The organism is Petrotoga mexicana DSM 14811, assembly GCF_002895565.1.
Lineage (GTDB): Bacteria > Thermotogota > Thermotogae > Petrotogales > Petrotogaceae > Petrotoga > Petrotoga mexicana.
Genome location: NZ_AZRN01000023.1, coordinates 24,104 through 50,569, shown reverse-complemented (window position 1 = coordinate 50,569; position 26,466 = coordinate 24,104). Strand labels below are relative to the sequence as shown.

Annotated in this window: 24 protein-coding genes; 15 read left to right on the top strand and 9 right to left on the bottom strand. The window is 34.8% G+C overall.

Annotated elements, in window-relative coordinates; genetic code table 11:
- Positions 1–12 precede the first annotated feature (12 nt).
- From X927_RS05985 to X927_RS05955, 7 genes are all read right to left on the bottom strand, one after another.
- Complete coding sequence (locus tag X927_RS05985) at positions 13–960, bottom strand: ABC transporter permease (protein WP_103077193.1); 948 nt, start codon at positions 958–960, stop codon at positions 13–15.
- The gene (locus X927_RS05980) at positions 953–2,482 is read right to left on the bottom strand and encodes a sugar ABC transporter ATP-binding protein (protein WP_245855488.1); all 1,530 of its coding nucleotides are present in this window, start codon (positions 2,480–2,482) and stop codon (positions 953–955) included. Before X927_RS05980 ends, X927_RS05985 begins: the two co-directional genes overlap by 8 nt.
- Before the next feature lie 64 nt (positions 2,483–2,546).
- Positions 2,547–3,575 (bottom strand): ABC transporter substrate-binding protein, encoded by a 1,029-nt coding sequence (locus X927_RS05975; protein ID WP_103077191.1) that lies wholly within the window; start codon positions 3,573–3,575, stop codon positions 2,547–2,549.
- A 229-nt stretch (positions 3,576–3,804) separates the two neighbouring features.
- Positions 3,805–4,809 (bottom strand): LacI family DNA-binding transcriptional regulator, encoded by a 1,005-nt coding sequence (locus tag X927_RS05970; protein WP_169925165.1) that lies wholly within the window; start codon positions 4,807–4,809, stop codon positions 3,805–3,807.
- A gap of 472 nt (positions 4,810–5,281) precedes the next feature.
- Positions 5,282–6,667, bottom strand: coding sequence for a sedoheptulokinase (locus X927_RS05965; RefSeq protein WP_103077189.1), 1,386 nt, complete (start codon positions 6,665–6,667; stop codon positions 5,282–5,284).
- Between the two features lie 49 nt (positions 6,668–6,716).
- A complete protein-coding gene (locus tag X927_RS05960) occupies positions 6,717–7,520 on the bottom strand; it encodes an alpha/beta hydrolase (RefSeq protein ID WP_103077188.1) in 804 nt (267 codons plus the stop codon).
- Positions 7,521–7,709: 189 nt separating this feature from the next.
- A complete protein-coding gene (locus tag X927_RS05955) occupies positions 7,710–8,678 on the bottom strand; it encodes an AEC family transporter (protein ID WP_103077187.1) in 969 nt (322 codons plus the stop codon).
- A 470-nt stretch (positions 8,679–9,148) separates the two neighbouring features.
- Here X927_RS05955 and pheA point away from each other — a divergent pair, with 470 nt between their 5' ends.
- The 11 genes from pheA (at position 9,149) to X927_RS05900 (ending at position 22,240) form a co-directional block, all read left to right on the top strand.
- Positions 9,149–10,012, top strand: a complete 864-nt coding sequence (gene pheA / locus X927_RS05950; protein WP_169925164.1) for a prephenate dehydratase — start codon at positions 9,149–9,151, stop codon at positions 10,010–10,012.
- Positions 10,013–10,066: 54 nt separating this feature from the next.
- The gene (gene ilvD / locus X927_RS05945) at positions 10,067–11,737 is read left to right on the top strand and encodes a dihydroxy-acid dehydratase (RefSeq protein ID WP_103077185.1); all 1,671 of its coding nucleotides are present in this window, start codon (positions 10,067–10,069) and stop codon (positions 11,735–11,737) included.
- 21 nt (positions 11,738–11,758) lie between these two features.
- Complete coding sequence (gene ilvB / locus X927_RS05940; RefSeq protein ID WP_103077184.1) at positions 11,759–13,468, top strand: biosynthetic-type acetolactate synthase large subunit; 1,710 nt, start codon at positions 11,759–11,761, stop codon at positions 13,466–13,468.
- Positions 13,465–13,965, top strand: coding sequence for an acetolactate synthase small subunit (gene ilvN / locus X927_RS05935; RefSeq protein ID WP_103077183.1), 501 nt, complete (start codon positions 13,465–13,467; stop codon positions 13,963–13,965). Before ilvB ends, ilvN begins: the two co-directional genes overlap by 4 nt.
- A gap of 20 nt (positions 13,966–13,985) precedes the next feature.
- Positions 13,986–14,978, top strand: a complete 993-nt coding sequence (gene ilvC / locus X927_RS05930) for a ketol-acid reductoisomerase (RefSeq protein WP_103077182.1) — start codon at positions 13,986–13,988, stop codon at positions 14,976–14,978.
- A 31-nt stretch (positions 14,979–15,009) separates the two neighbouring features.
- On the top strand, positions 15,010–16,542 hold the full coding sequence (locus tag X927_RS05925) for a 2-isopropylmalate synthase (RefSeq protein ID WP_103077181.1): 1,533 nt from the start codon (positions 15,010–15,012) through the stop codon (positions 16,540–16,542).
- A gap of 25 nt (positions 16,543–16,567) precedes the next feature.
- Complete coding sequence (gene leuC, locus X927_RS05920) at positions 16,568–17,827, top strand: 3-isopropylmalate dehydratase large subunit (RefSeq protein WP_103077180.1); 1,260 nt, start codon at positions 16,568–16,570, stop codon at positions 17,825–17,827.
- Positions 17,824–18,318: a 3-isopropylmalate dehydratase small subunit gene (gene leuD / locus X927_RS05915; protein ID WP_103077179.1), complete on the top strand. Its 495-nt coding sequence runs from the start codon at positions 17,824–17,826 to the stop codon at positions 18,316–18,318. The genes leuC and leuD overlap by 4 nt, the downstream gene beginning before the upstream one ends.
- Positions 18,319–19,368: a 3-isopropylmalate dehydrogenase gene (locus X927_RS05910; protein WP_103077178.1), complete on the top strand. Its 1,050-nt coding sequence runs from the start codon at positions 18,319–18,321 to the stop codon at positions 19,366–19,368.
- A gap of 6 nt (positions 19,369–19,374) precedes the next feature.
- On the top strand, positions 19,375–20,955 hold the full coding sequence (cimA, locus tag X927_RS05905) for a citramalate synthase (RefSeq protein ID WP_103077177.1): 1,581 nt from the start codon (positions 19,375–19,377) through the stop codon (positions 20,953–20,955).
- A 103-nt stretch (positions 20,956–21,058) separates the two neighbouring features.
- On the top strand, positions 21,059–22,240 hold the full coding sequence (locus X927_RS05900; protein WP_103077176.1) for an aminotransferase-like domain-containing protein: 1,182 nt from the start codon (positions 21,059–21,061) through the stop codon (positions 22,238–22,240).
- On the opposite strand, the gene X927_RS05895 is transcribed toward X927_RS05900, so the two are convergent.
- Complete coding sequence (locus tag X927_RS05895; protein ID WP_103077175.1) at positions 22,229–22,669, bottom strand: hypothetical protein; 441 nt, start codon at positions 22,667–22,669, stop codon at positions 22,229–22,231. The two genes, X927_RS05900 and X927_RS05895, sit on opposite strands and share 12 nt — an antisense overlap.
- Positions 22,670–22,779: 110 nt before the next feature.
- Positions 22,780–24,075 carry a Glu/Leu/Phe/Val family dehydrogenase gene (locus tag X927_RS05890; RefSeq protein WP_103077174.1) on the bottom strand — a complete coding sequence of 432 codons (1,296 nt, stop codon included), beginning with the start codon at positions 24,073–24,075 and terminating at the stop codon, positions 22,780–22,782.
- A 269-nt stretch (positions 24,076–24,344) separates the two neighbouring features.
- Here X927_RS05890 and X927_RS05885 point away from each other — a divergent pair, with 269 nt between their 5' ends.
- The 4 genes from X927_RS05885 to X927_RS05875 are packed head-to-tail and all read left to right on the top strand — an operon-like array spanning position 24,345 to position 26,452.
- Entirely contained in the window at positions 24,345–24,905 is a 561-nt protein-coding gene (locus tag X927_RS05885; RefSeq protein WP_103077173.1) for an RNA polymerase sigma factor, read from the top strand.
- Positions 24,902–25,078, top strand: a complete 177-nt coding sequence (locus tag X927_RS10190; protein WP_169925163.1) for a hypothetical protein — start codon at positions 24,902–24,904, stop codon at positions 25,076–25,078. The genes X927_RS05885 and X927_RS10190 overlap by 4 nt, the downstream gene beginning before the upstream one ends.
- Before the next feature lie 23 nt (positions 25,079–25,101).
- Entirely contained in the window at positions 25,102–26,022 is a 921-nt protein-coding gene (gene thrB, locus X927_RS05880) for a homoserine kinase (protein WP_103077172.1), read from the top strand.
- Positions 25,997–26,452 (top strand): SoxR reducing system RseC family protein, encoded by a 456-nt coding sequence (locus tag X927_RS05875; RefSeq protein WP_103077171.1) that lies wholly within the window; start codon positions 25,997–25,999, stop codon positions 26,450–26,452. Before thrB ends, X927_RS05875 begins: the two co-directional genes overlap by 26 nt.
- The last annotated feature ends 14 nt before the right edge of the window (positions 26,453–26,466 follow it).

Genomic DNA, 26,466 nt, shown 5'->3' with positions numbered 1-26,466 from the left:
GAATTCTATTTGTTATGCTCTTCTTGAACGTATTTGATCAATTGAAACAGTTATGACTAGAATAATTCCGACTATTATTCTTTGCCAAAAAGGGTTAATGTTCAAAAGGACGGATCCATTATATATCGTCGCCATAACTAAAGCACCCAAAAACGCACCGATAGCGCTTCCTTGTGCGCCCATTAAACTTGCTCCTCCCAGAACAGCTGCAGCTATTGCATCTAGTTCGTAGCCTGTTCCAGTGCTCGGAACTCCCATCCAAAGCCTTGAAGTTTCTAATATTCCAGATAATCCCCATAAAAATCCGGCTATCATGTAAACTCCTATAACAACCCATCTAATATTAATTCCAGATAATCGTGCTGCCTCTGGGTTACTACCAACAGCATAAACATATCTTCCAAATGTTGTTTTTCTCAATAAAAATTCCATAAAGCCTATTACAGCTATCAAAAACCAAAATAGGTTAGGAATCCCTAATAGTGTTCCAGAAGAAAATTCCGCTATACTTCTGGGCAGCCCGAAAACATTTCTTCCTCCAGAAATCAATAATGCCGCTCCTCTTGCGATACTCATCATAGCTAAGGTAGCAATAAATGGAGGTACCCTAAATTGATGAACAAAAAAACCATTTACGAAACCGAGACCCGTCGCCAACGCTAGAACCATTAAAACTCCAAACCAAACTGGAGATCCCCCTACTAATAGCATTGCAAAAAGTATATTAACCAAAGCAACAACTGATCCAACGGATAGATCGATACCTGCAGTTATAATAACTAAAGTAACACCGACAGCATTTATACCTTGAATGGTCACTTGCCTTAATATATTTTGAATATTTGATACAGTTAGAAAATTCTCAGTTGTTAGTGAAAGAAAAATCCACATAGCTACTACTACTAGTAGTATAACTGCTTGAGTGCTCCAGGTAAAATTAAATTTCTTGTTGTTAGTCATTTTTTACACCTACCTTATTTTTTTCAGTTTTTAAAGCAATGGATAGAATTTTTTCCTCAGAGAATTCATCCCTACTTACCTCTCCTGCAATGGTTCCCTCTCTCATTACAAGTATCCTGTCACAAATGGACATTAACTCAGGAATATACGATGAAATAAATAAAATTGCGTTCCCTCGCGAGGCTAAATCATTTATCAATTCATAAATCTCTTCTTTTGCACCAACATCTACTCCATTAGTAGGTTCATCTAATATAAAAACCTCTGATTCACTAGCTAGCCATTTAGAAAGAACAACTTTTTGTTGATTACCTCCACTTAAATTTTCTACTTTTTGATAAATTGTAGGAGTTTTAATAGATAAAGATTCTATGAAATGAAATGTATTATCTTTTTCTTTTTTTGAATCGATAATTCCAATCTTACTTATACGAGTGTATATAGGAAGGTTTATATTATCTTTAACAGATAGGCGAAGTGCTAACCCTTGTTCTCTTCGATCCTCTGGGATTAATGCTAGTTTTCTTTTAATCGAACTATTGGGAGAAGGTTTATTAACTTGTTTACCTCCTATATATATTTTTCCTTCTTCAATGGGATCAGCCCCGAATAAAGCTCTTACAAGTTCTGTTCGACCAGAACCAACTAAACCATATATACCAACTATCTCGCCTTTTCTTATTGAAAAAGAGCAGTCTTTTACTTTGGTGTTTGTTAAATTCTCAACCCTTAAAACTTCTTCCCCTATATTTCGCCCTAGATACAAATCCTTTTTCAGTTCTCTACCTACCATCATAGTTATTAATTCGTCCTCAGTTGTTTCTTCAACCTTTTTACTTCCTACAACTTTACCATCTTTCAATACAGATACGGTATCACAAATTTCAAATATTTCTTCTAATCTATGTGAGATATATATAACAGAAATTCCATTGCTTTTTAATTGCTTCACAACTCGGAATAGTTCTTTAACCTCTTTTTCGGCTAGAACAGCAGTAGGCTCATCAAAAATCATAATTTTCACTTTTTTTGCTAAAGCTTTCGCAATAGCCACCATTCCCTTATGAGCGGAACTTAAGTTTCCAACTTTATCTAGAGGATGAATGATATCTTCATACCCTAAATTTGCTAATAGCTCCTTTGTTTTTTTAATCATCTCTTTTTTATTAATTAAACCAAATTTAGACAATTCATTTCCCAAAAATATATTTTCTTGAACTGTTAAATGGTTAGTTAACATTAAATCTTGGTAAACAGCGGCAATTCCTTTTCTTTCAGAAATAATCGGAGTTAAGGCATCAAATTTTTCACCAAATATGATAATTTCACCTTTATCAGGAGTATAGGCTCCCGTTAGAATTTTAATTAATGTTGATTTACCTGCTCCATTTTCGCCAACTAATCCTTTGACTTCTCCTTTCTCTAACTCAAAATTAACGTTTGCTAACGCTACTACACCCGGGAAAGTTTTGGTAATATTTTTCATTATGACACTGTAACTAGAATTAATTTCATCAGCCACTTTGAAGCCCCCTCTTTTTAAAATAGGGGAGAAAAAAGTCTCCCCCATTTAGTTTTTTATAGTTTTACCAATCCTTGTAATATTCAAAAGGATTTATAGCAGCATCCGCTTCTCCACTTGCTATTGATTCCGGTGTAATAACTAATATTCCAGTATCGACACTTTTAGCAAGAGGTACTCCATTTCTTGCCATTACAGCATAGGCAACTCCAGCGTATCCCATTACCCATGGCTGTTGAACAAGAACAGAGTCTAAATAACCATTTTCTAAACCCCAAATCTCTTGAGCGCTGGCATCCACCGCAACAGCTGCTAAATCTTTTCTCCCTTGCATATCAAGTGCCCTTACCATATCGTCACCCGTCATTTGATTATTAGCATACAACCCATCTAAATCAGGATAAGCAGTTAGCAAATCTAAAGTAATGTTTATAGTGTTACCGACTTGCCCCATAGCGTCTCTTACACTTACAACCTCAATATCGGGATATGCTTCTTCAATTCTATCCAAGAATCCTGAGATTCTAGCCTCTAGTGATCCAACTCCACTCATATATGTTATTGCTGCAACTTTTCCGCTTGGCGAACCGTTTTTCTCTTCCAATGCTTTAGCTAACTCATCTGCAGATCTTTGACCAATAGTATAGTTATCTGAACCTAAAAATGATACATACTTATCCGTATTCGCCAATGAATCAATAAGTATTACAGGTATTCCACTATCCATAGCTCTTTCTATTCCAGGGACTAAGGCATCCGCCACAGTAGGAGCCAAAACAATTGCATCTGGTTTTGTAGAAATAGCTGTTTCTAGAATAGAAACTTGCCTTGAGACTTCGGACTCCGAAGTGGGTTCTTGATGAATAAATTCTACACCAAAATGGTTCGCCGCTTTTTGCGCTCCATCCAAAACAATCTGCCAAAATTCATTCTCACTAGCTTTTACTATGAAGAAGATTGTCATGTCACTTGACTGAATAGCTTTAGGTGGATTTGCTTTTGAAATATCAAAAAAGCTAGTTTGTCCAAAACCCATCAACGAAAAACTCAATAAAACAGTAACTAACAACAAAACAGTTAGACCCTTTTTCATACCAAACACCTCCTAATGTAATGTGTGGAATAATGTCTTTAGAGTTTCAACTTACATTCATAAGTGAAGTAGCTTAATTTTTAAAATAACCTGAACATCTTAAGATATGCTTATTCTATTTAGCTCGTTTCAGCTCAAGTCTTTTGACCTTCGTTAAAGATTGCTTACAGCAATCGTTGCTTTTGAAATCATAACCTTCCTGCGAAAAAACATAAATTTGAGCAGATCTTTATTTTGTAATATTTTTAACCGAATTTCTTATTATAAGTTCGGGTGATAAAACAATATTTTCAGTTTCGATATTTTTGTTCTCAATTTCTCTCAAAAGTCTTTGAGCACATATCATTCCGATTGAGAATTGAGGTTGGCTAATTATTGTTATTTCAATTAAATCAGACCAAGATTCTAAATCAAAACCAATTATAGAAATATCCTCCTTTATACGCAATTTTACATTTTTTATGGCTCTTAACGCTCCTATAGTTGTTTTGTTATTAGAACAAACTACAGCGGTAATACTAAAATTATTCAGCATTTCTTTTGCAGCTTTTTCTGCTTCAGTCTCACTGAATTGTCCTCCATAAACAGGGCATTCCTTTGAATTTAAATTGAACTTTTTTAAAGAATTTAAAAAACCTTTTTCTCTTTGTTCTCCGGTATAGATTTCTTTTATCCCACTCACGAAGCCAATTTTTTTATGCCCTTTTTGAAGTAGATGATCTATGGCCTTTTCAATAGCTCCTTGATTGTCTAAAGTAACAGAACTAATGTTCATTTGTGGAATAATTCGATCAAAAAAAACTACTGGGATACTTCCATTTATAATGTCTAAATAGACTTTTTTATTTACATTTCTTGTGGGAGCTGATAAGATACCGTCTACTTTATGATCTACAAAAGTTTTGAGATACTCTTCCTCCAATTTAGGATTTTCTTCCGTGTTGGCAAGTAATATTTTGTAATTTAGAGGTTGTAAAACGCTTTGTATACCGTATAAAACTTTAGAAAAAAAGGAATTAGATATATCAGGAATAATTATTCCAATTATTTTGGACTTACCGGATCGTAATATTCTTGCATTCATATTGAATGAATAGTTCATTTCTTTGGCTATTTTCATAATTTTTTCGGCAACTTCGTCACTTACACCATTTTGATGGTTTAACACCCTAGATACTGTCGCTGGGGAGACTCCTGCTCTTTCGGCTATATCTTTTATAGTTACCTTTTTCATCATACAATCTCCTTGAAATTATTACGTAATCGATTTAGTAAATTTCTAACAGAATTATATATCTATATTTTTAAAAAGTCAAATACCATTTTAACGAATTATAAGGAATCTGAAACGATTATAAACGATTATCGTTGTTTATAAAGCAAATTCTTAATTTTTGTTATATTTTCTAAAAATTCCAACCATTAGCACACTTTTTAAATGAATAATGTTTTTTTCATCAACATTTGACTTGATTAGCCGCTGGTTATATAATTGATAAAAATCACTTAAAAAAGATCGGTGGAAGGAAAGAAATAGGTAAGTTGTTAGATGAGAACTAAGAATACATTAAGCATGAAGTATTAGGAGATAGAATAATGGAGAGGATTCAACACTTAGGGAGAAGAACCTCTTTTCGTTTAGTAAGTACACCTTGTTTCTTTAACTATCAAGGGTTTCTTTAGTTGTTCTTGAATTTCTTTTTTATTCATTCTTGAAAGTCAACCTTCCCTTTCGATTTTCCTTCCATTGCGCACACAGCAGCACCAAAACTTGTAGTTTCTTCCAGTTTACTTAGGTAAAAATTTTTATTAAAGACTTTTTTTATGATATTTATAAAATATTTGTTTTTCTGTAATCCATTTCCCACCCCTATAATATCTTCATAATCGATATCCATTTCTCTATAATATTTGTAGAGTTCTTCCACTATTCCATATGCAGCTGCTGTCACTAGATTCTGAATTGTAAAGTTGTTTAAACTTATATTATTAATAGCTCCTCTCAAATTAGGATTATAACGTGTACCGTTTAATGTAGTGCGAAATTTTAGAGGAGAAACTGGTAATATTGAATTTTGGATAAATTCGTAAATGTAATTGTCTTCAACGTTTTTCTTACAAGCCAAGTTTATAAAGTTTTTTATAAAATTTTTGATGGCTTCAATAGTCTTACCAGCGGATAAACTAGCTCCAACTAATAAATAATAATTATTTAAAAACGGTCGATAATCTATGTATTTTGAAATCTTCTTAATTTCCTTAACTACAGCAGATATTTGACCGCTTGTTCCTATGCTTATAACCATCGAGTTCGTTTTATTATGAGAAGTTTCAAATTTCTTTTCAAAAATTGCTCCTAAGACTGATACTTGATTATCACCCATCCCTAAAAAGATTGGGGTACCGGTTAATTGAGGGATGTACTTTCCAACATCTCCTACAAAAGTTCCGGGTTCAGCAATTTTGGGAAGGTGAATTTCGCTGTATCCCAATGCATTGATTAGTTCCCAATTCCAATCTTTGTTTTCTAATGCATAAAATCCACTGCTATGAGCTATAGAAGGATCTATAGGTATTGAATCGTATGTGGTATCTCCAATCAACTTTTTTAAGATGAAATCTGGAGCAAAATGGAGAGAAAACCCCGAAGTGTCCATAAATTTTTTTAAAGGGAGTAAAGTTGTGACAGCATACCCTGAGCTTACCAAGTATTGAAATTTAGAAAATAGCGATTTATAATTTTTATTAATATAATCTACATAAGATATTCCATTTTCATTTTTTTCTAAAGCTCTTTGATCTTGCCAAGTAATTATATTTGTTGTTGGGGTGTTATCTTTTACAAGAAAAAAGCTATGCATGTTTCCAGTAACTGAAATAGCTTCGGTTCCTTTTAAATCAAAAATTTTAGTTAGATACTGTATAAAAGAATCAAAATCACTTTCTAATTTTTTTATATCGAATTCACTTTTTAAACCATCGAAAATTAAACTTGTATTTTGTTTGTTTGCGAAAGCAATTTCTTTGCTTTTACTATCGTATAAGCATGCACTGTAAGAAGTTGTCCCAAAATCTATTCCCAACACTTTCATTTTTTACACCTTCCACTTTTTCAATTAAATTACATTCAACGGCTAGCGATCAATTTTTCAAAGGAAGCCAGTCAAGCACTTTTTCAATATAAGTATCCCAAAAATCCCAGGTATGTGCCCCCGGCCCCTCTTCATAAGTTAAATCTACGTTATTTTCCATGAGAAAATCTCTGAAATCACGGTTAGAGTTTATTAAATCATCTTCAGTACCACAAGCCATATACATTTTAGGAAAATGTACCGATGGATCTTCTTTCATCTTTTCTCTTATATACTTCACAAGTATTTTTGGATTTTTATCTGATAAAATAGCCTCCTGAGGATCTCCAAAACAGCTCTTCTCATAAGCAATTTCCTTAAATGATTCATTAAGCATTTGCTCAAGAATTAATGCACTGGAAAGCCCAGCAATATAACCAAAGGTTTCATGGTATTTTAGACCATTTCTAATAGCACCGTAGCCTCCCATAGAAAGCCCTGCAATAAAGGTATCTTCTCTCCTCTTAGACAAAGGAAACATCTTTCTTGTGATATCAACAAGTTCTTTTCCTATAAATTCTCCATAAAAATTCCCAGACTCCGGTTGATCCAAATAAAACGAATTTTCACCAGAAGGCATCACAACAACCAGATTCCTTTCCTCAGCCAATCTTTGAATTCTTGTCTCTGACACCCAGTCTGTATAATTACCGAACATCCCATGAAGAAGATATAGCGTTTTAAAGGAATTATTGCGATTGTCTGTGATTTCAGACATACCTGGAAGATTCACTTTGTCAACCGGTAAAACCACCAAAATTGGTACTTTCCTCATTAAAGACTTTGACATAAAATTTACTTGTAATAAAGCCATGATATCTCTCCTTAAAATAAAATTCTGTCTGCTTTATTCAGATAATTTTACAATATTTTAGATCTATTTCTTCTCTTTTGTTCTTATTCTACTTTTTGTTAATAATTATTTTATCTATCTATCTATTTCTGAATTGGATAAAATTTTACTGACGGTTTTTCATTTAATTTTTGCTATTTTTCAGGCTATTCAAAGAGCAGGTGTGAAAAATACGACAATAATCAAAAAAGCTATTATAGATATAACTGTGCTTATTGACAAGGTGTTATATACGTAACTTTTTTCACCCATTTGTTCGTCTTCTTGATTAAAAAAAAGAGGAATTATAAAAGGTGGAGGCAATATTACAACCGACAGTAGTGCAACACTGTAAAGGGGGTCTAGTTCAAGATATTTACTAAAAACAAAGTTCCCAACTAAAAGTGCAATAGGTACTAATATTAGTAGTCTAATGCCAATGATTTTTAAAGGTAAACTAATATTACTGGTTTTAAAATTAATTTCGTATCCGATCACTAAAAGTATTAAAGGCACTGTTAAACTTCCAAGCATATCGATACTGTTAATAACACCTTGAAATAGGAAATTTTCACTAATTAAAGATTTTATCCCACTAGAATTGAGAATGATACCAAGTAAAATAGCTATAATTATCGGAGAAGTAATAAAAGATTTAAATAACCCTACAAAATGCAGTTGTTTTCCCTTTTGTTGAAGGCTCAATAACATTGCAAATAATACAAACCAAACGTATATTTCCTGGCCAAGATCAACAACTGCCATGTATTTAATACTTTCCGTACCGTATATTGCACCAAAGAGGGGTATACCAAGCATACCAACCTCAAAACCGGTGAAAAGCAAAGGTAAGTGAGGATCCTTTAACTTTGTAAAAAATGCAAAACCCTTACCTATCAATAACATCAAAAGATTGATCAAAAAAACAATTAGAATGATAAAAAAGAACTCTATAGTGAAATTAACATCCAGAAAGGACATAAATAATAGTGCGGGAAGCGAAATGTTAACAATCAATTTCTTGATCTCACCAATAGAATTGTTAGAGATAAACTTCTTGACTTTTAAAAAATATCCAACACCTAACAAGATGAAAACCGGTATGATCTTAGGAATTATTTCGATATAATTTGTATTCATTGTATAATCTCCTTTCGAATTTTAGTTGGTAAAAAACTTATGATTGGTTCTTAGGTAGCTTTGAATTGTATTTTAACTATATTATATTGTACCATCTTTAACTCCTTTCTTTCCCTCCTGTACAATTTTATGGCAAATTCATTATACAGGATTTGTATGATAGGATGATAAAATTTTTGTTTAGAAAGTGCAGAAGTAAATTTTTTATTTGCTTTAAGTAAATTTTTGGTTAAATTAAATTGGACTGTTTTAATCCTATATTTCTAAAACCCCTAAAAGAAAGAATTAAAAGGACTTTTAATGAAATTTTTTTCAAATCTTGCAAAAACGAAGATTTTAGTGTATAATCGCTAATAATTTACGCTAATCTTAAATAGTTACCAATAATTAGGAAAAATGAAATTTTTTTCATTTTCTTTCAACCCTGAAAATATTTTCGTAATATTTTTGAGTTCAAGGAGTTAGACGTCTTGAAAAAAGATCAGAATTTAAAAAAATGTTGTTATTTAGGACCTAAAGGGACTTTTAGTGAAATTGCAGCGGTGAAATATTTTAGTGAAAATGTTTCATTGATTCCATTACAATCTATTTCAGACGTTTTTGAAATGGTTCAAAGTAAAGAAGTAGATTTTGGAGTTGTCCCAATTGAAAATTCCGTGGAAGGCTCAGTTAATATTACAATGGATCTTTTATTCGAGAAATCAGATATTCAGGTAGTGGGAGAGTGTGTTGTTCCAATTAAGCATTTTCTTCTATCTTATGAAAGTTTAGACTTGACAGAGATTAAAAAGCTTTTTTCGCATCAACAAGCTATTGGACAATGTGGTAAGTTTATAAAAAATAGATTGAATAATCCTGAAGTTATATTTACCGCGAGTACCGCAAATGCTTGCGAAATGATAAAAGATGTGCCCAAAAGTGCCGCTATAGGTTCAGAAAATATTGTTAATATCTATAATCTAAAGGTTTTAGCTAAAGATATTCAAGACTCAAAAAGTAACTCAACCCGTTTTTTTGTGATTGCACATTCAGATAACTTTAAAAAGTTTGAAGATCCAGAACAAAATTACAAAACCTCGATAATATGTTCTCCAAAACACAACAAACCTGGGGTTCTGTACAATATGTTAAAAACCTTCAAAGAAAAGAACATAAATCTAACAAGGATCGAATCTAGACCAACCAAAAAGCAATTAGGTGAATATTCTTTTTATATAGATTTTGAAGGTTATAAAGAAGATAAAGATGTAATAACAGCATTAGATAAATTAGAAAAAATGAGTTCTTTCTTTAAAATTCTTGGAAGTTATCCAAAGTGGAAAGAACGGGAATGAATTCTACCGGGGATTTTTTCAACATTTTTAAACATTGTGGAAAGGGAGGATTATATGAGCGATAATAAACAAAGAAGCGACGAAATTAAAAAAGGAATATCAAAAGCTCCACATCGTTCTTTGCTTTACGCCCTAGGGTTGACAAAAGAAGAGATCGATAAACCTATAATAGGTATAGCTAACTCTGCGAACGATATAATACCAGGACATAAACATTTGAATGAAATATGTGAAAGTGTAAAAAATGGCGTATACGCAGCTGGAGGTTTACCTTTAGCTTTTTCAACGATAGGAATCTGTGATGGTATCGCTATGGGACACAGCGGTATGAACTATTCATTACCGAGTAGAGAGTTGATTGCCGATTCTATAGAATCTGTAGCTAGAGCCTACAAATTCGATGGATTGGTCCTTATTCCCAACTGCGATAAGATCGTTCCAGGGATGCTAATGGCCGCTTTGAGGTTAAATATTCCCGCGATAGTTGTAAGTGGAGGTCCAATGCTTGCGGGGAATTACAGAGGAAGAAAAATCGATTTACATGATATGTTTGAAGCTGTTGGTGCGAGAGTTGCCAATAAGATTTCTGATGAAGAGTTAAGTGAAATGGAAATGACTGCCTGTCCTGGGTATGGGTCTTGTGCTGGGATGTTTACTGCCAATTCAATGAATTGCCTAACAGAGGTTTTAGGACTTGCGCTGCCGGGAAATGGGACGATTCCGGCAGTTTTTTCTAGTAGGAGGGCTTTGGCAACAAAAAGTGGAGAAAAAATAATGGAGTTAGTTGCTAAAGACATTAAACCATTGGATATATTCACCGAAAAAACTGTAGAAAACGCCTTTACTCTAGACATGGCTTTAGGTTGTTCTACCAACACAGCTTTACATTTGCCCGCAATCGTTCACGAAGCCGGAATCGATTTTGAAATAGATATTATTAATAAAATTAGTTCAAAAACCCCACACCTATGTAGTTTAACTCCTGCAGGAATTCATCACATTGAAGATTTACACTACGCTGGTGGTATTCCTGCTGTATTAAAAGAATTGTCAAAAAAGAATTTGCTCCATTTGGACTGCTTGACCGTAACAGGGGAAACCTTAGGTGAAAATCTCAAAACAGTTGGTTATGTCAACCATGAAGTGATAAGGCCGATAGATAAACCGTACCATAAAGATGGAGGACTAGCGGTGTTAAAAGGTAATATAGCTCCCAACGGGGCAATTGTTAAACAGATAGCTGTATCGGATGAGATGTTGGTACATGAAGGACCTGCAAAGGTCTTCAACAAAGAAGAAGAAGCCATCAAAGCTATTTATGGGGGAAAAATTAAAGAAGGAGATGTAGTAGTTATCCTATACGAAGGTCCAAAGGGAGGACCAGGTATGAGAGAGATGTTAGCACCTACTTCTGCATTAGCTGGTATGGGATTGGATAAGAAGGTTGCCCTGATCACCGATGGTAGATTCTCAGGAGCAACACGCGGCTCTGCCATAGGTCACGTATCTCCCGAAGCTGCGGCAGGAGGTCCAATAGGGGTTGTAAGGGATGGGGATATGGTATCGATAAACATACCAGAAAAGACTCTAAATTTAAAAATATCAGAAGAAGAATTACAAGCAAGATTAAATACTTTTAAACCGATACTTCCAAAAACAAATGGGTATTTAGATAGGTACAGTAGATTTGTACAATCAGCGGATAAAGGGGCGTTTTTAGAATAAAAAAATTAGAGAGGTGATTTTATGCCGATTCATTCCGGGGCAAGAATATTCGTTGAATCTCTTTTGAGGGAAAAGGTTGAGGTCGTATTTGGATATCCAGGAGGGAAGGTTATCCCACTTTATGATGAACTCTACGACGCTCCTATAAAACATATATTAGTACGTCATGAACAAGGCGCTGCGCATGCTGCAGATGGTTATGCAAGGAGTACGGGGAAAGTTGGAGTGTGTATAGCTACTTCTGGGCCTGGAGCTACTAACCTAGTTACCGGACTAGCTACTGCGTACATGGATTCCGTACCAGTTGTAGCTTTTACAGGTCAAGCTCCGACGAGCCTAATAGGTACAGACTCATTCCAAGAAATAGACATAAGAGGAATAACCTTGCCTGTAACCAAGCACAATTACATGGTAACAAATGTAAAGGATTTAGCTAAAACTATAAAAGAAGCTTTTTACATAGCCAGAACTGGTAGACCAGGTCCAGTATTGGTAGATTTACCAGTGGATGTTCTTAAATCTCACGCTGATTTCATGTATCCTCAAAGCGTTCATCTCCCAGGATATCAGCCAACATACGAAGGTAACTACATGCAAATAAAATTGGCTGCCGAGGCGATTAATACATCCCAGAGGCCAGTTATCTTTGCCGGTGGAGGAGTTATAAATTCTAATGCTTCAGAAGAATTGACAAATATGGCAATAAAGGGAAGGATACCAGTAGTTACATCTCTTATGGGTCTTGGGGCTTTTCCAGAAGATCATGAGCTTTCTCTAAAGATGCTAGGAATGCACGGTACAATGTATGCCAACTACGCTATATCTGAAGCAGATTTGATAATAGGAATTGGAGTACGCTTTGATGACAGGGTAACGGGTAAGTTGGAAACGTTTGCTCCATATGCAAAGATCATTCATATAGATATCGATCCAGCTGAAGTAAATAAAAATGTCAAAGTTGATATTCCCATTGTTGGTAACGCAAAAAACGTTTTAGATAAATTAATTCCGTTGATAAAGACGATCGAAAGAAAAGAATGGCTAGAAAAAATAAAAGAATGGAAAAGACGATTTCCGCTTAACTACGAATACGATGATAACAGTATTAAGCCACAATACTTGATTGAAAAATTGGATGAGTTAACCGATGAAAATACTGTAATAGTAACAGAAGTTGGCCAAAATCAAATGTGGGCAGCCCAATACTTTCGTTTTTCGAAACCTAGGTCATTCATAACCTCAGGAGGCCTTGGAACTATGGGATATGGTTTACCAGCCAGTATGGGTGTTCAAGTAGGGAATCCCGATAAAACGGTTATCAACATATCTGGTGACGGAAGTTTTCAAATGAATCTCCAGGAGTTGGCTACAATAAGTTCTAACAGACTCCCCGTGAAAATAATCATTTTAAACAACGGAACCTTAGGGATGGTAAGACAGTGGCAAGAGTTATTTTTTGATGAAAGATATTCCGGCACTATACTTGAAAATCCTGATTTCGTTAAATTGGCTCAGGCTTACGGAATAAAATCGTTAAGAATCGATCAAACAAACGATGTAGAGATGGCTTTGAAAGAGGTTTTAAATTATGATGGCCCAGTTTTACTGGACGTCATTATTCCTCAAGATGAGAACGTATTCCCAATGGTTCCAGAAGGGGCATCGATCAATGAGATGTTGGAACTAAAAAAGAAAAAGAGAGAAAAGGAAAAACAGGGGGAGGTTGCATGAGACACATCTTATCAGTAACAGTGAATAATCAACCTGCGGTTTTGGCAAGAATATCTGGCCTATTCAGTAGGAGAAATTTTAACATACTGAGTTTAAATGTGGGGGAAACAGAATTACCGGAATATTCTCGGATGACGATAGTTGTCGAAGGAAACACAGATACATTAGAACAAGTAAAAAAACAGCTTTACAAACTTATAGATGTTATAAAGATCACTGAATTGAATCAAAGCAATATGATAGAGAGGGATATGGCGATAATTAAGGTAAATTGTGGAAAAAATCAAAGAAGCCAAGTTATTCAGGTGGTCGACGTTTTTAGGGGTAAGGTTGTCGATTTTTCCCTTGACACAATAACAGTTGAAATTACGGGGGATGAAAATAAAATAAATGCCTTTATCGAAATAATGAAGGATTTTGGCATTAAAGAAGTCGTGAGAACAGGGATTGTAGCCATAGATAGAGAAATGAACAACAACGTTTTGACAAATTCATAAAAATTAAGGAGTGATAGTGTATGGTGGAAACATTCTATGAAAAGGATGCAGACTTAGGTTTATTGAAGGGAAAAACTATTGCAGTTTTGGGTTATGGAAGTCAGGGTCATGCTCAGGCACAAAATCTTAAAGATAGCGGATTGAAAGTAATTATAGGTTTGAAGAAAGATAGTAAAAGCAAAGAAATTGCCCAAAAAGATGGTTTTGAAGTATACGAAACATCTGAAGCAGTTAAAAAAGGAGATATTATTCAAGTATTGATCCCTGATGAAGTTCAGAGTGAGGTGTACAAAAAAGACATAGAACCCAACTTAGACGAGGGTAATGCACTTGGGTTTTCTCATGGTTTTAATATCCATTTTGGACAAATTGTACCTCCAAAAAACATTGATGTATTCATGGTTGCTCCTAAAAGTCCTGGTCATTTAGTCAGAAGAATGTATTTAGAAGGCAAAGGGGTTCCAGGATTATTAGCTGTTCACCAAGATTTTTCAGGAAAAGCAAAAGAGTTGGGTTTATCTTACGCCAAAGGAATAGGTTGTACACGAGCAGGTGTCATCAAAACAACTTTCAAAGAGGAAACAGAAACGGATCTATTTGGAGAACAAGCGGTCTTATGTGGTGGAACTACGTCACTCATCAAAGCAGGTTTTGAAACACTCGTTGAAGCGGGGTATCAACCAGAAATAGCCTATTTTGAATGTTTGAATGAACTTAAATTAATCGTTGATCTTTTGTATGAAGGCGGATTAAAAAAGATGAGATACTCCATAAGTGACACTGCACAATATGGAGACCTTGCCATTGGGCCCAAAATTATCGATAATAGGGTTAAAGAAACTATGAAAGAGGTACTTGCAAACATACAGAATGGGAATTTTGCAAAGGACTGGATATTAGAAAACAAAGCCAATAGGCCTGTTTTCAATGCTTTAACTGAAAAAGATAATAATTCTTTGTTAGAACAAGTTGGAGAGAAGTTGAGAGCGATGATGCCTTGGATAGAAAGCTAAAAAATATAGGCAAGTAGGAGAGTGATCAAATTTGAGAAAAATAAAAATTTTTGATACTACGTTGAGGGATGGCGAACAATCTCCAGGAGTAAGTTTGACAATGGAGGAGAAGTTGGCAATAGCCGAACAGCTTTCCTTGTTAAAAGTTGATGTAATAGAGGCTGGTTTTCCTATTTCTTCAAGTAGTGATTTTGAAAGTGTGAAAAACATCGCCCAAAAAATCAGAGATGTTGAGATCGCCGCTTTAGCAAGGGCGAACTACAAAGATATCGATTGTGCTTGGGAAGCACTTCAGGAAGCAGAACAACCAAGAATTCATGTGTTCATTGCCACTTCTCCTATTCACATGAAATATAAGCTGCAAATGAATGAAGAGCAAGTTATGGAAAGAGCAGTTGAGGCCGTGAAATATGCAGCAAAGTATACTAATAATATTGAATTTTCAGCAGAAGATGCTTCAAGAAGCGAGTTAGATTTTTTGTACAAACTCTTTGAAAAAGTCATCGAAGCTGGTGCGTCGGTAATTAACGTGCCTGATACTGTGGGATATGCAATTCCTCAAGAATTTGGTGAATTTATTAAGAAGATAAAAGAAAACACAAGGAACATAGAAAAGATTGAATTAAGCGTACATTGCCATAACGATTTAGGGATGGCAACTGCTAACACACTCATTGCTCTGAAAGAGGGTGCCGATCAGGCAGAGGTTGCAGTCAATGGAATAGGAGAAAGGGCAGGTAACGCCGCCTTAGAAGAAGTTTTAATGGCATTAGTTACCAGGAAAGATTATTTTGAAGATTTAGTCGTAACGCAGGATACAACTAAGATTTTGAAATTAAGCAACATGGTTTCACAATTTACTGGAATGGTTATTCAACCTAATAAAGCAATAGTAGGTAAAAATGCCTTTGCACATGAATCTGGTATTCATCAAGATGGTGTTATCAAAGAAAGAACTACTTACGAAATAATGAAAGCAGAAAGTATAGGGTTGAATTCAAATAAACTAATATTAGGGAAACATTCGGGAAGACATGCCTTAAAGGAGTTCTTAACATCATCTGGTTACACCGTGGATGAAGAAACCTTTGAGAAGTTATTCATTAAATTCAAAGATCTAGCCAGTAAAAAAAAGAATTTGAATCCGCTTGATGTTGAAGCATTGATAAACGACGAACTATATAAAACGGAGGATTATTTCAAACTCAAATATTTATCCGTTACTACGGGAAACACTACGCTACCGACAGCGACTATAAAAATAGCAAGAGGCGAAGATTTGATAGAAAAAGCGGCTTGCAGTGGAGACGGACCAATAGATGCCATATTTAAAGCCATAAACGAAATCGCTGAAGAAGAAAATATCACTTTGATTTCGTATAAGATAGAAGGCGTTACAGAGGGAACCGACGCCTTAGGAGAAACAACTGTTAAACTCAAAATTGGAGAAGATGTATACGTTGGACATTCTGTTGAAACAGATATTACCCAAGCAAGTACTTTGGCCTATCTAAATGCGTTGAATAAATATATGACTAAAAAACTCCAAACAGCAAAAAAATAAAATAATAAAGCGAGGAAGTAAAGAAATGACTATTGTAGAGAAGATTCTTGCGTCTCATTCAAATAAAAGTGAAGTTAAACCTGGAGAGATTGTTAATGCAAGAGTAGATTTAGTGCTTGGGAACGATGTAACAACTCCTGTTGCCATCAAAGAATTCAGAAAAATAGGATTATCTAAAGTATTTGATAATGAAAGGGTTGCAATAGTTCCGGATCATTTTACCCCAAATAAAGACATAAAATCCGCACAAAATGCTTTATTTATAAGAAATTTTGCAAAAGAGATGAATATTCTTAATTATTTTGAGATAGGTAAGATGGGAATAGAACACTGTCTAATACCTGAAAAAGGACTAGCCTTACCAGGTGAAATCGTTGTAGGAGCAGATTCACATACGTGTACCTATGGGGCACTTAACTGTTTAGGTACAGGTGTTGGAAGCACCGACATGGCTGCCGCAATGGCTACCGGTTACTTATGGTTTCGTGTCCCAGAAAGTATAAAGATTGTATACAAGGGGAAGTTAAAGCCATGGGTCAGTGGGAAGGATCTGATACTTTACACGATAGGAGATATAGGAGTAGACGGAGCCCTGTATAAATCTATTGAGTTTACTGGAGAAACGATCGAAGATCTTTCTATGGATTCGAGAATGACTATGGCAAACATGGCGATAGAAGCAGGGGCAAAATGTGGATTATTTGAATACGATGAAAAAACCAAAGAGTACTTAAAAGAAAGGGCAGTAAGAGAATATACACCGGTAAGTAGCGATCCCGATGCTTCATATGAAGAAGTTATCGAATATGATGTATCAAGTATTGAACCACAGGTGGCTTTCCCACATTTGCCAGAAAACACCAAACCTGTTAATGAAGCAAAGGGAATAAAAATTGATCAATCTGTAATTGGTTCTTGCACTAACGGAAGAATAGAAGATTTAAGAATCGCTGCTCACGTGCTTAAGGGACATAAAATCAACCCTGATGTAAGATGTATTATTTTTCCTGGCACCCAAGATATATACATGCAGGCACTAAAAGAAGGCTTAATTGAAATATTCATCGACGCGGGAGCCGCTGTAAGTACACCAACGTGCGGACCTTGCCTTGGTGGCCATATGGGAGTTTTGGCAAAAGGTGAAAGAGCAATCTCTACAACTAACAGGAATTTTGTTGGAAGGATGGGGCATCCAGAAAGCGAAGTTTATTTATCCAATCCTGCGGTGGCGGCAGCTTCTGCTATTAGTGGATACATTACCCATCCTGAGGAGGTTATAAGGTGAAATTCAGAGGGAGAGTTTTCAAATACGGTGACAACGTTGATACCGATGTTATTATACCAGCTAGATATCTAAACAACCCTGAACCAGAAATATTGGCACAACATTGTATGGAAGATATAGATAAAGATTTCGTAAAAAAAGTTAAAAAAGGAGACATTATAGTAGCCGGAAGGAACTTTGGTTCTGGAAGCTCTCGTGAGCATGCTCCATTATCGATTAAGGCGGCAGGTGTTTCTTGTGTCATAGCAGAAAGTTTTGCAAGGATTTTTTATAGAAACGCTATCAATATTGGATTACCTATACTTATTTCTAAAGAGGCTTCTGATAATATCGAAGATGGTTCGGAAATAGAGGTAGACTTAGACAATGGAATCATCAAAGATCTAAAAAACAATAAAGAATACTATTCAGAGAAATACCCCAAATTTCTTCAAGAAATAATATCTTCCGGAGGATTGATAGAGAAGATCAAAAAGGAGGTCGCTCAATAGATGCCGTCGATAGCTGTTCTACCAGGGGATGGAATTGGGAAGGAAGTAATCAACGAAGGTCTTAAAATATTAAATTTTATGGGAGAAAAGTATAATTTGAATCTTAAATTTGAAGAGTTCGAGGTTGGAGCCGAACGCTATCTAAAATCTGGAGAATTAATTCCAGATTCTCTACTGAAACAATTAGAAACCTTCGATGCCATATATTTGGGTGCAGTGGGAGATCCAAGAGTACCATCAGGTATATTAGAACATGGGATACTATTAAAATTACGATTTCATTTTGATCAATACGTCAATTTAAGGCCCATAAAACTACTAAACGACAGGTTTTCTCCTTTGAAGAAGAAGGGCGTTAATGAGATCAATTTTACAGTAATAAGAGAAAATACAGAAGGACTTTATGCAGGTATTGGTGGAATTTTAAAAAAAGATACTCAAGACGAAGTAGCGATACAAGAGATGATTTCAACTAGAAAAGGTGTAGAGCGCATCATCCGTTACGCATTCGAGTATGCAAAAAATCTCAAGGGGAAACTAACACTCTGTGATAAAAGTAACGTACTAACTTATTCTCACGGCTTATGGTTAAGGGTGTTTGAAGAGTTAAAGAAAGAATATCCAGAAGTTCAGACTGATCATTATTACGTGGATGCTATAACGATGAAAATGGTACGAAATCCCGAAATTTTTGATGTGATAGTAACCTGCAATATGTTTGGAGACATCATCACAGATTTGGGTGCAGAACTTCAGGGAGGCATGGGGTTAGCTGCCTCAGGAAATATTAATCCTAACAGTGTTTCTATGTTTGAACCCGTTCATGGTTCAGCTCCAGATATTGCTGGTAAAGGTATTGCCAATCCTATAGCTGCTATTTTAGCTGCAGCTATGATGTTAGAATATTTCGGAAGAAAAGATTTAGCTGAAAAGATTGAAGATGGAATTACGATCTCTATCCAAGAAAACTTACTTTCTCAAGACATGGGAGGAAATTTAAGCACCAGTGAAGTAGGAGACGAAATTGTTAAAATCTTAAAAAGAGGGTGAACCGAATTGAAAGAACCTAAATTGTTTGATACCACTTTAAGAGATGGAACCCAAGGTGAGAATGTTTCTTTAACTGTGGAAGATAAATTAAAGATAGCCAAAAAATTAGATGAATACGGAATAGACTACATTGAAGGTGGTTGGCCGGGATCCAATCCTAAAGATGAAGAGTTCTTTAAAAAGGTTCAAAATATGTCATTCAAAAACAGTGAAATAGTTGCATTTAGCTCTACAAAAAGATACGGAATAAAAGCAGAAGATGATCCGAATATTTTAAAATTAGTTTCTTCTGGGGCAAAAATCGTTACTATATTTGCAAAAAGCTGGGACTTCCACGTATCTCAAGCCTTGGGCATTTCTCTTGATGACAACCTGAAGCTCATAGAAGATACGATAACCTTCTTAAAAAGAAAAGGTATAGAAGTCTTTTTTGATGCTGAACACTTTTTTGATGGTTTTAACCATAATCAACAATATGCCCTTAAAACCTTGGAAGTTGCACAAAACTCCGGTGCTTCAATTGTTGTTTTGTGTGACACAAATGGGGGGCAAACCCCTTCAAAGATAAAAGAGGCAATAGAAGTGGTAAAAGAAAGAATAAAAATACCTTTGGGTATTCATGCCCACAACGATTCCGGTCTAGCTGTAGCAAATTCTCTTACAGCCTTACAAGAAGGAGTTGAACAAATACAAGGAACGGTTGGAGGCTTAGGGGAAAGATGTGGTAATGCAGACCTTTGCATTATAATACCTAACTTGAAGTTTAAATACGGATTTAGATTACCGAAAATAAATGTAGAAAAAACAACTTCACTTTATAATTACGTATTTGAAGTTGCTAATTTAACTCCTGACAACAGGATCCCTTACGTGGGAAGAAGCGCATTCACACATAAAGGTGGTGTCCATGTTAGCGCCATTCTTAAAAATCCTCTCACTTACGAACACATATCTCCGGAATGGGTTGGAAACACTAGAAGGATATTAGTTTCTGAGTTATCAGGAAAAAGCAATTTGAAATCAAAGTTGGAAGAATTGGGCTTTGATATTACACAATTTTCTGAAGAACAGTTCAAAAAGTTAACATTGAAGATCAAGGAATATGAGCATGATGGATATCAATTTGAAGGTGCAGATGCTTCTTTGAAACTCTTAGTATTAAGAGAATTTTTTGACTACGCCCCAAATTTTCAAGTGGAGAATTTCAACATTCTTCATTACAATTTTGGTAAAGGCACGGGAACCGAAGCCATTGTCAAATTAAAAATAAATGATGAAACTGTCCATGCTGTTGCTGAAGGCGACGGACCTGTGAATGCGTTAGATATGGCATTGCGAAAGGCTTTAGAAGACTTTTTTCCTTCCCTAAAAAACATGAAATTGATAGATTACAAAGTAAGGGTGCTGGACAGTGCTTCTGGAACCGCTGCAAAGGTGCGGGTCTTAATAGAAACTTCAGACACCGATAAAACTTGGACTACTGTGGGTGTTTCAACTAACATAATTCAAGCCAGTTGGAAAGCATTATTAGACAGTGTGGAATATGGCTTGTTTGTAGATAATTTGTTCCCTGTTAAAGAAAATTAAAAGGGTAACAGCGCCGATTGTGGGTGGAAAACGGGGCTAAGGGGTGCTAAATTAAGTTTTAAGATTTCTAAAGGCTATAAAATTTCTCAGGAGGAGATAAAAAATGGAAAATATATACGCTAATCGTATGAAAAACGTTCCACGTTCTTTTATAAGAGAGATACTTAAAGTAATTGATGACCCCGAAATAATTTCATTTGCAGGCGGTTTACCAAACGCTGATTTGTTTCCAGTAGAAGAGATAAAAAATGCCGCTGTTTATCAATTTGATAATTATGGTAAAGAGATACTTCAGTACAGTACCACAGAAGGATATCCACCTTTAAGAGAATTCATCGCCAATAGGTACAAGGAAAAGAAAGATTTAAATATTACACAAGATGATGTCTTAATAACTCATGGTTCTCAACAAGCCCTTGACCTACTCGGAAAATTATTTTTGAATGAAGATGATTTCATTGCAATTGAAGAACCTGGATACCTGGGAGCCATACAAGCATTAGCAGTATACACAAAAAACTTTAAAACCGTAAAACTATGCCAAGAAGGTCTTGATTTAGAAGAATTAGAAGATGTTTTAGAAGAATTCTCACCAAAATTACTTTACACCGTCCCAAATTTTCAAAATCCTTCGGGAATTACTTATACAAATAAAAATAGAGAAAAGATAGCTGACTTGTTAAAAAAACACAATATTTACCTTATAGAAGATGACCCATATGGAGAGTTAAGATTTGAAGGGAAAGATAGTGTTTCATTCAAAAAATTGATACCTGAACAAACGATACTTTTAGGATCATTCTCAAAAATTGTTGCCCCAGGATTTAGGCTGGGTTGGGTAGTTGCTCCTAAAGATATATTGGAAAATCTTGTAACCGCTAAGCAAGGGGCTGATCTCCATTCTAATTATGTAGGGCAAAGAATAATATACCAGTTCGTGAAAGAGAACGACCTAGACAAACATATAATGAACATAAAAATGAGGTATGGTTCACAAAAAAATGCAATGATAGATAGTATTAAAAAATATTTCCCCAAAGATGTAGAATATACGAATCCACAAGGAGGAATGTTTCTTTGGGTAACTTTGCCTAACAACATCTCGGCTCTTGAGTTGTTTGACAAAGCTATTGAAAAAAAGGTTGCCTTCGTTCCCGGAGACCCTTTTTACATTGATAAGAAAAATGTAAATACCTTGAGATTAAATTATTCCTGTGCAAATGAAGAAAGTATTGAAGAGGGGATAAAAAGGTTAGCTTCTACAATACAAGAATTAGTCATTTAAATGTTCGTCAAACTTTTTAGGCAAAAAAACATCTCTTAATCCTATAAGGAAAATAATTATGCCAAACACAATGCCCAAATTTAAGTTTCTCAAAGCGGCAATGATGTAACCCAAGGAAAAACCATTCAACATCCAAGATAGAATAATTAATATTTTTTTGTTAAACGCTGTATAAAGAACAGCTAGGAAGGCAGAAAGGTTTATCAACAAATAAAAATAAGACGGATCAAAATTATTTAAATAACCAAAAAAAGAAAATAAAACCCCTACTAACAAAATAAAGTTACCCAATTTACTATACGTACTTTTTTTCCAGGAAATGTACAGTACAATACCTAAAATTATTAGTGAAAAAATCCAATACAACATATCAACCAGAAATAAACCAATCGTAACGTTTATAAATACAGAAATTAAAGTAAAAGCCATTTTTCCACCTCTTTATTAAATAAACCTATTCTATTTTACTTGACTTAAGTAACCAAAAAATTACCCCTTTCTAAATAGTTAAGAAAGGGGTAATTTTTGTTATTTTGTCATCATGGATAAATGCCTCTTAACTTTGTAGCGTTTGCCACACGTTCGATAGCTCTCACATATGCAGCTGTTCGCATATCGACTTCATACTTATCCATTGTTTGAGCAACGTCACAAAAGGCATTCTTCATCTTTTTATGAAGGGCTTTTCTAATATCTTCAAGTTCCCAAAAATTCCACTGAAGCCCTTGTACCCATTCGAAGTACGAAACGGTCACGCCACCAGAATTTGCCAAGAAATCCGGTACTATGAAGACATTCTTGGACAACAAGATATCGTCCGCTTCTGGAGTTAATGGACCGTTGGCTCCTTCAACAATGAGTTTTGCTCTTATATCATCTGCATTATCTTCGTTAATGGCATTTTCCATAGCACAAGGGGCAAAAACATCAACATCTAATTTCAATAACTCTTCGTTGGTTATCTCTTTATAACCTTCTTTGTTAACATCCAATAACAAGGCTTTTCTATTTCTAGTTCGATCCATTAGTCTTCGAATCTCTTCTGCTGTAAAACCAGATTCTTTATAAAAACCTCCACTATAATCAGAAATCGCAACCAACCTATATTTAGTTTCTTCTGTGAGAGTCAAAGCCAAGTAAGAACCAACGTTACCAAAACCTTGAATGGCAACTGTTATCGCTTCATCTTTTTTATTTAGTTTTCCCCTGTCTCTCAAATACTTTACAGCTTCCTCAATACATATATTTACTCCTCTTCCGGTGGCTTCCGTTCTTCCTTCAGAGCCTCCAATCTCTAAAGGCTTTCCTGTAACTATACCTAAAGTAGTATGACCAATATTCATCGAATATGTATCCATATACCAAGACATTATTTGACCATTAGTGTTTACATCTGGGGCGGGGATATCTTTTTCTTCACCTATTATAATTTGAATTTCAGAGAAGAATCTTCGGGATAATTTCTCTAATTCTGAATCTGAAAGTTTAAATGGATCCACTGTAACCCCGCCTTTAGCCCCACCATAGGGGATGTCTACCACTGCGGACTTCCACGTCATCCAAAAGGCTAATGCCTTAACTTCATCTAATGTAACATCTGGATGGTACCTAATTCCACCTTTTGCTGGACCCCTGGAAACATTGTGTTGTACTCTGTAACCTGTAAAAACTTTGATTGATCCATCATCCATACGTACTGGAAAATTAACGGTAAGTTCTCTTTTTGGCTTGATTAATACTTCTCTTAAATTTCTATCCAATTCCATGATTCTAGCAGCTCTATCAAATTGTTTAACTGCGTTATCGTACAAACTTACCTTCTTTGTTTCTTCCATATTTGAAATCCCTCCTTTTTCTTATTGTTTCCTTCTAGGAAGTATAGAACTTCACTTCAGTCTTACATACATATTTTATCCCTTTTTTCTCAAAGTTTCAAATCCAAAGAGATCTGTTCTTAGACGATTATAAGCGATTATACTAATTTAGGAACGATTATCGAAGTTTTTGCCAACTATGAAAAAAATTTCAGGAAAAATTTTTCATAGAATCCTCTCGACAATTATGGTATAATAATATGAACAATTTATTATAGGAGAGAGTCAAATTGACAGAAGAAAAATTCGTTGAAGATCTTAAAAAAAATGATCCTGATGCGTTTAAAAAATTATACGAAGAGTATGCACCAAAAATTTACGGAGTTTTAAAAAATTACGTTAACCATGATGAAATAGAAGATGCACTTCAAGAAGTGTTTATAAGAATTATTAAAGGGATAAATGGATTTAAAGGCCGTTCCAAGTTGTCTACTTGGATTTATAGAATAGCTGTCAACGTTGGTAAAAATTATTCTCGAAAATATCAAAGAAGTAAAGAAACTTCTGTGGATTTTGAAGATGAAACAGACCAAAATCATAATATCCAAGCAATTTCCGATACCAACGTAAAAAATGAAGTCTTAGAAGAACTCGATTACCAAATGATTTTGAATATAATGGAAAAACTTGACGATGAAGAAAGGCTATTGATTAAGTTAAGAGATATCGATGGACTGAGTTACAATGAAATTTCCGATATAATGGAAATCCCTTTGGGAACGGTGAAAAGTAAGCTACATTATGCTAGGAAAAAATTGAGACAATTGATAGAGGAGGCTAAGTTCATATGAACGAAAAAGAAGAAGAATTGTTGAACGAATTTTTTGAGGGAAAAATCAAAGAAGATGAGTTGAATGAAAACTGCAAGAAAATAATCGATATATATAAGAACATTATAAAAACATACTTTTCCTGCGAAAATTCTGTTATCAACAATGTTAAAAGTAAACTTAATTTTAGATAACTAATAATGAAAGGGCTGAAGAAATGATCAGAGTGAAAGTTCCAGCTACAACTGCGAACATAGGACCAGGATTTGACAGTTTAGGAATAGCCTTACAATTATACAATATTATAGAAGTGGAAGAAATCAACTTTGGTCTTGAAATTAATGTTCCAGTTGAAGATCAAAAATATATAGAAAGTAATGAACATAATTTAGTCTATCAGGCGATGAAACAATTGTTTGATGCAGTAAATATTCACCCGCAAGGTCTTCGAATAAATCTTATAAATAATATACCCCTTGCAAGGGGCTTAGGAAGTAGCGCAGCTTGTATAGCAGGTGGCCTGGTAGCTGCCAATAAGCTGCTTAATGATCCCTTGAAGAAAGAAGAGATAATGTATTTAGCAGCTACAATGGACGGACATACGGATAATATTTTACCAGCATTGGTTGGAGGATTGACAGTAGGCTGTTTGTTAGAAAACGAAGTTAAATATGTAAAAATGAATTTACCACCTCAGTTAAAATTATTAGCTATCATCCCAGATTTTCATTTTTCTACAAAAAAAGCCCGTTCACTTTTACCACAAAATGTGCCTGTTGAAGATGCAGTGTTTAATATAAGTAGGGTTGGTCTTCTCGTTGCTTCACTTGTAACCGCACATTTTGAAAACTTATCAGAAGCCACAAAGGATAAAATCCATCAGCCATATCGTAAAGATTTTATCCCTAACTGGGAAGAAATAACGTCTAAATTGATAAAAATAGGTGTAAAGGGTTGTTTTTTGAGTGGCTCTGGTCCTACGATCATGGGAATTTTAGATGGAGATTATAAAAATATTGAAAACGAAATGGTCAAATTTCTTTCTCACTTAGAGCAAAGGTATAAAGTAACAGTTTTGGACGTATGTAATCAAGGATTGGAGGTATTAAACGATGAGGGAAGTAATGGACGTTATTGATAAAGATGATAATTACGTGTATTTGAGAACCACAAGGACGCAAGAATGTGAAAGCTGTGCAATGAAAGGTGGTTGTACCCTATTAGGTGGCCCAAACGAGCTGAAGTTAAAAGCTAAAAACACTGAAAAGGTCGATGTAAAAAAAGGAGACAAAGTAATTGTTGAAATGCCTGAAGTTCCAGTAGTGAAACTTTCTTTTTTAGCTTATGGGATTCCTTTAATAGTTTTCTTGTCTATAATTTCCATTCTCTATACTTTGGAATTTTCAGATATCTTCTCTTTCTTGGTAGGTGTCTTAGGATTGGGAATTACTTATTTTTTAATTCATCAGTACGATAGAAAAAAATTAAAAGACAGATACTTACCAGTCATACTACAAAAGTTAGAGAAAAAAATAGATCTAAAATTACATGAAAAAGGAGAAATTTAAGATATTTAAAAGCT

Coding starts and splice junctions, on each gene's coding strand:
- X927_RS05985 (WP_103077193.1), bottom strand. CDS start 960: ATGACTAACAACAAGAAATTTAATTTTACCTGGAGCACTCAAGCAGTT.
- X927_RS05975 (WP_103077191.1), bottom strand. CDS start 3,575: ATGAAAAAGGGTCTAACTGTTTTGTTGTTAGTTACTGTTTTATTGAGT.
- X927_RS05970 (WP_169925165.1), bottom strand. CDS start 4,809: ATGAAAAAGGTAACTATAAAAGATATAGCCGAAAGAGCAGGAGTCTCC.
- X927_RS05965 (WP_103077189.1), bottom strand. CDS start 6,667: ATGAAAGTGTTGGGAATAGATTTTGGGACAACTTCTTACAGTGCATGC.
- X927_RS05960 (WP_103077188.1), bottom strand. CDS start 7,520: ATGGCTTTATTACAAGTAAATTTTATGTCAAAGTCTTTAATGAGGAAA.
- X927_RS05955 (WP_103077187.1), bottom strand. CDS start 8,678: ATGAATACAAATTATATCGAAATAATTCCTAAGATCATACCGGTTTTC.
- ilvD (WP_103077185.1), top strand. CDS start 10,067: ATGAGCGATAATAAACAAAGAAGCGACGAAATTAAAAAAGGAATATCA.
- ilvB (WP_103077184.1), top strand. CDS start 11,759: ATGCCGATTCATTCCGGGGCAAGAATATTCGTTGAATCTCTTTTGAGG.
- ilvN (WP_103077183.1), top strand. CDS start 13,465: ATGAGACACATCTTATCAGTAACAGTGAATAATCAACCTGCGGTTTTG.
- ilvC (WP_103077182.1), top strand. CDS start 13,986: ATGGTGGAAACATTCTATGAAAAGGATGCAGACTTAGGTTTATTGAAG.
- leuC (WP_103077180.1), top strand. CDS start 16,568: ATGACTATTGTAGAGAAGATTCTTGCGTCTCATTCAAATAAAAGTGAA.
- X927_RS05910 (WP_103077178.1), top strand. CDS start 18,319: ATGCCGTCGATAGCTGTTCTACCAGGGGATGGAATTGGGAAGGAAGTA.
- X927_RS05900 (WP_103077176.1), top strand. CDS start 21,059: ATGGAAAATATATACGCTAATCGTATGAAAAACGTTCCACGTTCTTTT.
- X927_RS05895 (WP_103077175.1), bottom strand. CDS start 22,669: ATGGCTTTTACTTTAATTTCTGTATTTATAAACGTTACGATTGGTTTA.
- X927_RS05890 (WP_103077174.1), bottom strand. CDS start 24,075: ATGGAAGAAACAAAGAAGGTAAGTTTGTACGATAACGCAGTTAAACAA.
- X927_RS10190 (WP_169925163.1), top strand. CDS start 24,902: ATGAACGAAAAAGAAGAAGAATTGTTGAACGAATTTTTTGAGGGAAAA.
- thrB (WP_103077172.1), top strand. CDS start 25,102: ATGATCAGAGTGAAAGTTCCAGCTACAACTGCGAACATAGGACCAGGA.
- X927_RS05875 (WP_103077171.1), top strand. CDS start 25,997: ATGAGGGAAGTAATGGACGTTATTGATAAAGATGATAATTACGTGTAT.